Source organism: Halorubrum sp. F4, from assembly GCF_027257195.1.
Taxonomy (GTDB): domain Archaea; phylum Halobacteriota; class Halobacteria; order Halobacteriales; family Haloferacaceae; genus Halorubrum.
The window spans coordinates 105699-112066 of the sequence record NZ_JAPDFS010000003.1; the positions used below are offsets into that span (position 1 = coordinate 105699).

Annotated in this window: 6 protein-coding genes and 1 pseudogene; 1 reads left to right on the plus strand and 6 read right to left on the minus strand. The window is 71.0% G+C overall.

Annotation, left to right across the window (positions count from 1 at the left end; translation table 11 throughout):
* Positions 1–11: 11 nt before the first annotated feature.
* The 3 genes and pseudogenes from OKW78_RS08875 to OKW78_RS08885 all read right to left on the minus strand — a co-directional run bounded on the left by OKW78_RS08875 (position 12) and on the right by OKW78_RS08885 (position 2267).
* Positions 12–611, minus strand: a pseudogene (locus OKW78_RS08875) (hypothetical protein).
* An 81-nt stretch (positions 612–692) separates the two neighbouring features.
* Positions 693–1670, minus strand: a complete 978-nt coding sequence (locus tag OKW78_RS08880) for an aminotransferase class IV (RefSeq protein ID WP_281194827.1) — start codon at positions 1668–1670, stop codon at positions 693–695.
* A gap of 36 nt (positions 1671–1706) precedes the next feature.
* Complete coding sequence (locus OKW78_RS08885; protein ID WP_281194828.1) at positions 1707–2267, minus strand: helix-hairpin-helix domain-containing protein; 561 nt, start codon at positions 2265–2267, stop codon at positions 1707–1709.
* Positions 2268–2414: 147 nt separating this feature from the next.
* Between OKW78_RS08885 and OKW78_RS08890 the strand changes: the two genes are divergently transcribed.
* Entirely contained in the window at positions 2415–2870 is a 456-nt protein-coding gene (locus OKW78_RS08890; protein WP_281194829.1) for a transporter, read from the plus strand.
* A gap of 237 nt (positions 2871–3107) precedes the next feature.
* On the opposite strand, the gene OKW78_RS08895 is transcribed toward OKW78_RS08890, so the two are convergent.
* The 3 genes from OKW78_RS08895 to sppA form a co-directional block, all read right to left on the minus strand.
* Positions 3108–3920: a shikimate dehydrogenase gene (locus OKW78_RS08895; protein WP_281194830.1), complete on the minus strand. Its 813-nt coding sequence runs from the start codon at positions 3918–3920 to the stop codon at positions 3108–3110.
* Positions 3921–3956: 36 nt separating this feature from the next.
* Positions 3957–5117: a DUF373 family protein gene (locus OKW78_RS08900; RefSeq protein ID WP_281194831.1), complete on the minus strand. Its 1161-nt coding sequence runs from the start codon at positions 5115–5117 to the stop codon at positions 3957–3959.
* A gap of 90 nt (positions 5118–5207) precedes the next feature.
* The gene (sppA, locus tag OKW78_RS08905) at positions 5208–6143 is read right to left on the minus strand and encodes a signal peptide peptidase SppA (protein ID WP_281194832.1); all 936 of its coding nucleotides are present in this window, start codon (positions 6141–6143) and stop codon (positions 5208–5210) included.
* Positions 6144–6368: the final 225 nt, after the last annotated feature.

Sequence of the window (6368 nt, forward strand, 5' to 3'; positions counted from 1 at the left end):
ACGCGTCCCGTTCAGATCCCCAGCCACTCGTCGTTGCGGACCTCGTACCCGTTCGCCCGGCAGAACTTCGCCGCCCGCCGTCGGACGTCCCGGGAGCCGGGGATCGCCTCCTTGTCGTGGATCCGTTCGACGATTCAGTCGGCGATGACCCGAATGCCCTCGTCGTCATCGTCGGCGTCGACGGCCTCGAGTTCCCGGAACGTCCGCTCGTAGGCGTCACGCTGTGATCGGCTCATCTCCGCGTTCGGGAGCTCGTCGCCCGCCTCAACGACCCGTTTCATCGCCATGGCGACGGTTGGTCGTCGGATCCGTACTCCGATCTCGTCGGGCGAGTCGAACGTCTCCCCGTCCGCGTCCGGAACGAGGTCCGCGATCGCGTAGGTCCCCGCGGTCGACTCGATCTCGCGGTCGCCGACCGCCGAGACGATCTCCGCCCCCGTCGCCGGGAACTCCAGCGGTTCGAGTTCCGGCTCGAAGTAGGCGAGCTCGGAGGCGTCGACCGGCGGTTCGGCCTCGTCTCCGCGCTCCAACTCCGCCGCGATCTCGCGCTCGCGCTGGCGTCTCTCCTCGTTGTGAGCCTGTTTGTCGCGACCGCTCTTGTCGTCTGCCATCCTCTGACTAGGTCCTCTAGTCTGATAGTCCTGTGGTTCAACGAACACTTCTCGCCATCGCCGTCGGATCCCGAGCGGTTCCTACGACTCCCGGCCGCCGCCGTAACACGCCCCCTCCACCCGGCGGTCGAACAGCCGCGAGAGAAGGGTCGTGAGCGCCCCGGAGACGCCCTCACCGTCGCCGTCGACGGCGATCCCGTCGACCGTCCGAACCGGACGGACCTCCCACGTCGCGTTCGCGAGGAAGACCTCGTCGGCCTCGCGCACCTCGCTGGGGGTGTAGCTCCCCTCCTCGACCGGGATCCCCTCCTCCTCGGCGACGTCGACGATCTCCGATCGAGTGACGCGGGGGACGACCGGACCGTCGACCGAGGGCGTCTTGAGCCCCTCCCCGTCGGCGAAAAAGAGGGTCGAGTCCGCACCGCCGGCGACGTGGCCGTCCGCATCGATGAGCAGCGCCTCGTCCGCGCCCGTCACGCGGAGTTCGAATCGCGCGAGGGTCTCGTTCACCCGGGCGTGAGTCCTCGCGTCGGCCGGCACCGACCGGTCCGGCGTCTTCCGGGTCTTGACGGTCTGGAGCGTCGCCGGCGCATCGAAGACCGGCTCCGACCCGAGCCCGCCGCGCGGGAGCGGGTGCGCCGTCACGACGACCGTCGGATCGCTCTCGATCCGGGGATCGAACCGATCGGCGGTGCTCGCTCCGCGACCACGGGTGATGGAGACCGTACAGACCGCGTCCATCAGGTCGTTCGCCGCGAGCGTCTCGTCGATCCGGGCTCTCAGCTCCGCGACCGGGATCGCGTGGTCGATCGAGAGCGCCTCGCAGCTTCGAGCCAGCCGGTCGGCGTGTCGGTCCCAGCGGAACACGCGGCCGCCGTAGGCTCGCATCGTCTCGCGAGCCGCGTCGCCGTAGCGAAACCCGCGGTCCTCGACGTGTATCGTCGCGGAATCCGCGGCCACGACCTCGCCGTCGACGTGGTATCGGCGGTCCGGATCGTCCGAGCCGTCGGGGTCGTCCGAGCCGGCCGAACCGTCAGGACCGTCCGAACCGTCGTTCATCGGCGTTGCCGAACCGGGCGGTCGCCGGGAGCCACCTCAGAACTCCTTCGCGCGGTCGATCCACTTGACTGCGCGCTTCTCGCCGATGCTCGCTCCCTCGGCCACCTCGGCAGGGTCGGCCGCCGCGAGCTCCTCGACGGTCTCGATCCCGATCTTTCCGAGCCGCTCGCCGTACGCCGGGCCGATACCCTTAAGGCTGTCCACGGGTTCGCCGTCCGGCTCCGCGGCGTCGTCCTCGACCGGCTCGGCGTCCTCGGCCGCGTCGGCTTCCACCGCCTCGGCTTCCGTCTCGTCAGCTTCCGTCCCGTTGGCTTCCACCCCGTCATCATCCGCGTCAGCCCGCTCGTCCTCATCCGCCGGTTCGGCATCGGTTTCGGCGGCCGCGTCGTCGCCTTCGTCACCTTCATCGCTTTCATCAGGTTCGACGGCCGCCTCGGTCGACGCCGTCGTCTCGACTCCGGATTCCTCGTCGTCCGTCGGTTCGGATCCGCCCTCCTCGGCGTCCCGTTCGACGGTCACCGTCGTCTCCCCGCTCCCGCCGTCGGACGAATCGCTCCCGAACCCGAGCTTCTCCTTGATCTTCCGTAGCAGAGCCATTATCGTCCGATACACGCGCCCGATATTTAAAAACCTGCGACCGGTGGAACTCGGTCGGGCTCCCGCCGGCTGGCCCGATCCCTCCACCGTCACCGTTCTCACCGACGCTCTCGCCGCCGTTAAGTCGTCGCGGGCACACGATCGGCCATGTCGATCCTCGATGCAGTCATGTGGTCCGTCCACGTCGGGTTCGCGGTGCTCTGGACGGGAAGCGTGCTGTTCGTCGCGCTCGCCGTGGTCCCGCCGGCGACCCGCGGCGACATCGGCGGCGACGCGCTCGCCGCGGTGGTCGGCCGGCTCCGGTGGATCACGCGGATCGCGGCGCTCGCGTTCCTCGGATCCGGCGGGCACATGGCCGCGACGCTGTACACCGCCGAGACGCTCACCGGGACCGGCCGGGGACACCTCGTGCTCACGATGCTCGCGCTCTGGTTCGTGATCACGGGGCTCGTCGAGGCCGGCAGCGGGAAGCTCCTCGACGGCCTCGATCCCCTCTCACGCACCCCAGCCCGCGACGCGAAGCCGTTCTTCTACGGCGCGGCCGGGCTCTCGATCGGACTGATCCTCACCGCCGGACTGCTGGCGAATCCGACCGGACTGTAAGGCGGTCCACCACGCCCCGCCGTGGCGCGACCGGTGAGCGCCCGAACGGGCGCGAACCGATCGCGAGGGAGTCGCTGGCGCGGAACTGCGCCAGCGACGAGGCTGGGGAGGCGTGAGGTGCGGTGCGGTACTGGGCGGTGTGAGGTGGGACTCAAAGCGGCAGTCACGCGTCGTCCTCGCGACTGGGGCTTTGGCGGTGGTCCGTGTCAACGACTCCGTACGATCGAACTCCCGATCCTACTCCAACGCCGCACGCAACGCCGCGTTCATCTCCTCGACCGGCGCGTCCTCCCCGGTCCAGCGCTCGAACGCCTCAACGCCCTGGTAGAGCAGCATCCACGCGCCCCCGATCGTCGTCGCGCCGGCGGCCGCGGCGTCCCGAAGCAGCCGCGTCTCGATGGGCGCGTAGACCGCGTCGAGGACCGCCAGATCGCCGTGGAGCAGCTCCGCCGGCACCGGCGTCGCGTCCTCCTCCATCCCGACGCTCGTGGCGTTCACGAGCACGTCGGCCGCGGGCACCCGCTCGTCGAGGCCGTCGAGCCCGCCGCCGGTCGCGTCCGGCACGTCGGCGGCGAGTTCGACCGCCCGCTCGGTCGTGCGGTTGGCGACGTGGACGTCCGCGCCGGCGTCCGCGAGCGCGAACGCCGCGGCCCGCCCCGCGCCGCCCGCGCCGACGACGACCGCGTCACGCCCGCCGAGGGGCACGTCGTGGCGCGCGAACGACCGGGTCACGCCGGCGGCGTCCGTGTTGTAGCCGCGTGGGGTTCCGCTCCCGCCGTCGGGAAAGGCGACTGTGTTCACCGCGCCGATCCGTTCGGCGAGGGGGTCGGCGTCGACGGCCGCGAGCACGTCCCGCTTGAAGGGAATGGTGACGTTGAGTCCCGCCACGCCCAGGGCGGCCGCGCCCTCGACCGCCCGCGCGGCGTCGTCCGGAGCCGGTTCGAAGGTCACGTAGCGCGCGTCGATGCCGAGCGCGTCGTAACCCGCCTCGTGCATCGGCGGCGACAGCGAGTGGCCGACCGGGTTGCCGATCAGTCCGTAGACGTCCATACGCGTCCGGGCGACCCGAACGGACAAAAACCCGACTCACTCGCCTTCGGCCCCGCCCTCTCCCGCGGCTCCCTCCACCTCGGCGTCCGCGTCGGCCTCGATGACCTCCTCCAGCGTCTCGGTCCCCACGTCGCTCGCGAGTTTGACGCCGACGAGCGAGACGACGACGCCGGCGACGATGAACCCCGCCAGCCGCTGGGCGGGCGCGACGACGTAGCCGGCGACGACCGTCGGAGCGAGGAGCGCCTCCTGTTCGAGGAAGTAGCCGGCGAACCCGCGCACGACGAGCGCGACCGCGACGATGACGAACGGGAGATTGAGGTACGGCGTCCGGATCCCCTCGTCGCGGATCAGCTCGTCGAGCAGGCGGCCGACCGCCGCGGTCACCCCGGCGACCGCGAGCCACGGGACGGCCGCGTAGGTGAACTCCATCGCCTGCACGGTCAAGAGCGCGTCCTCGAGGTTCGTGGCCGCCAGCACGCCGAAGAAGCCGCCGACCAGGGAGAGGCCCCCGGCGACGACGTACGTCACGACGGACACCTGTCCGGCGTACAGCGCCTCCCGGACCCGCTCGGGCATCCCCGCGACCAGCCGGTCGATCCCGAGCCCCTTGTACAACAGGGCCGCGCCGAGCAGGCCCGCGACGCCGGCGACCGCGGCCCCCGCGGAGAACTGCACGAACAGGACGGGAAGCAACAACAGCGCGATCCCGATCGGGACGAGCACGGTCGAGCGGAGCTGCTCGTCGGCGAGGAACTGCTTCAACAGGTAGTACGTCGACTCGATGTCGCGGGCCTGTCGGACCACGACGCGGTCGACGCCGTCGACGGGCATCCGCGACTCGACGATCGGGAGGACGCGCTCGTCCTCCGCGGAGTCGACGACGACGATGGCGGCGCTCGGGTCGTAGCGGTCGACGAGGTCGTCGAGCTGTGCCGCGATGGACCGGTCCGCGCCGACCGGGCTCTCGCTCTCCGCCGAGACGACGGCCACGATCGCGTCCTCGCGCTCGTCGCGGAGGTCACGGGCCACCCGAAGCGCCTCGAGCAGGCAGTTGACGCTGGCGTCCTCGGGGTCGGCGAGGCCCGCGTCGGTGACGAGCGAACGGACCGCCTCCCACCCGGCGACAGGCATCGGGACGTTCGTGGCCCGCCCGATCGTCCCCGAGCGGTCCACGCAGATGACCAGCGTCGTCACGGATGGATCCATACCCCGACGGAGTAAAAAGGCTCTCCGTGGTCGCCGTCACGGGCACCGTCGCAGCCGGCGGCGATACGACCGGCGATCCTACCGAAGTTCGACCTCGACGTCGCGGCCGTCGCCGGCGAAGACGCTGGCGACGCCGTTGCCGGCGGCGAACGCGACGCGTTCCGCGCCGATCCCGAGCCGCTCCGCAAGCCCGCGCTCGGGCGTGAACTCCTTGACGTCGACGTCGACGTCGATCTCCTCGGCGATCCGGGCCTCCACGTCCTCTTCGACGCCGAGCTCGTCGACGAGTCCGAGATCCAGGGCGTCGGGGCCGAGATAGACGCGCGCTTCCGTCTCGCGGATCGCCTCGGCGTCCATCCCCCGTCCCTCGCTCACGGTCTCGACGAACTGCTCGTAGTAGCCGTCGATGAGCGACTGGAGGTACTCCCGTTCGTCCTCCTCGATCTCCCGCAGCGGGACCCCGGCGTCCTTGTACTCGCCGGCGGTGAACTGCTCGTAGGAGATGCCGAGCTTGTCGGCCAGCCCGGCCGCGTTCGGCCGCGAGCCGATCACGCCGATGGAGCCCACGAGGCTCCCGTCGCGGGCCCACAACTCGTCACAGCCGCTGGCGATCCAGTAGCCGCCGGAGGCACACAGGTCCGTCGCGTACGCGACCGTCGGCCCGTCGAAGTCGGCGACCGCCCGCCGGATGTCGTCGCTGGGGACGACCTCCCCGCCGGGCGTGTTGAGCTCGACGAGGAGCGCCTCGACGTCCTCGTCGTCGTCGGCCGCCTCGACCTGTTCGACGACCTCGTCGGCGGTCGTCCCCCCCGCCCCGGAGATCGGCGAGGGACGGCCCTTATCCCGCTTTATCGGCCCCGAAATCGACACCTTCGCGACGTTGTACTCCTCGGCGTCTCCGAACCGACCGCGAGTGAGCCGACCCAGGAGTCGCCCGCCGGCGACGGTCGCCGCCGCGCCCAGCGCCGCGGCCACGAGGAGACCCGATCCGGTCGAACGTGCGTCGTCGTCCATATCGTCGATTGGTGGTGACGCGGTTTATGAGCGTCGGCGCGTGCCTGCGAGTGCCCGAAGGGCGCGAGCGGACCGCGCGAGGTCGCCGGCGCGGAGCGCCGGCTGCTCGGAAATCTTTGATTTCCGGTGGAGGCGGCGGACCGGAGCGGCGTGCCCGCGACGGTCCGCCCGCCGAGGCTGGGGAGGCGTGAGGTGCGGGGCTGGGTGGGACTCAAAGGGGCAGCC

Coding starts and splice junctions, on each gene's coding strand:
- OKW78_RS08895 (WP_281194830.1), bottom strand. CDS start 3,920: ATGGACGTCTACGGACTGATCGGCAACCCGGTCGGCCACTCGCTGTCG.
- sppA (WP_281194832.1), bottom strand. CDS start 6,143: ATGGACGACGACGCACGTTCGACCGGATCGGGTCTCCTCGTGGCCGCG.
- OKW78_RS08885 (WP_281194828.1), bottom strand. CDS start 2,267: ATGGCTCTGCTACGGAAGATCAAGGAGAAGCTCGGGTTCGGGAGCGAT.
- OKW78_RS08890 (WP_281194829.1), top strand. CDS start 2,415: ATGTCGATCCTCGATGCAGTCATGTGGTCCGTCCACGTCGGGTTCGCG.
- OKW78_RS08880 (WP_281194827.1), bottom strand. CDS start 1,670: ATGAACGACGGTTCGGACGGTCCTGACGGTTCGGCCGGCTCGGACGAC.